The sequence below is a fragment of the Enterobacter sp. R-1.6.2 genome, assembly GCF_035064085.1.
GTDB lineage: Bacteria > Pseudomonadota > Gammaproteobacteria > Enterobacterales > Enterobacteriaceae > Enterobacter > Enterobacter asburiae_B.
Window position 1 is genome coordinate 1 of the sequence record NZ_JASEYI010000126.1, and the last position, 498, is coordinate 498.

Below are 498 nucleotides of genomic sequence, written 5' to 3' on the forward strand. Positions count from 1 at the left end.
GAACGACTGCCACTCATGGCTTGTGTACTGACTGCCCTGATCCGAATGAACCAGCACCTGTTTTTCGGGATTACGCCGCCATACAGCCATCAGCAGTGCGTTCAGGACAATGTCCTTTGTCATCCGGGATTGCATGGACCAGCCGATAATTTTGCGTGAGAACAGATCAACAACAACGGCAAGATACAGCCAGCCTTCGTGGGTCCTGATGTAGGTTATGTCCGTTACCCAACGCTCATCAGGAGCATCCGGATTGAACTGTCGCTGGAGCCTGTTGGGTGACACGATACTGGCCTCGCCTTTACGTGCCCGCGGGCTTCGGTATCCGACCTGAGCCTTTATTCCGACACGTTTCATCAGTCTCCAGACTCTGTTTACTCCGCACTGTTGCCCGCTGTCACGCAGATCCAGATGGATTTTGCGATAACCATAGACGCATCCCGATTCCAGCCAGAACTGTTTAATCTGTCCTGTCAGTCTCAGGTCTGCCTGATGGCG

1 protein-coding gene is annotated in these 498 nt (G+C 53.2%); it reads right to left on the reverse strand.

Going from position 1 to position 498, the window contains the following annotated elements:
• On the reverse strand, positions 1–498 hold a 498-nt coding region (locus QMN93_RS26110), incomplete at both ends, for an IS3 family transposase (protein ID WP_323630749.1).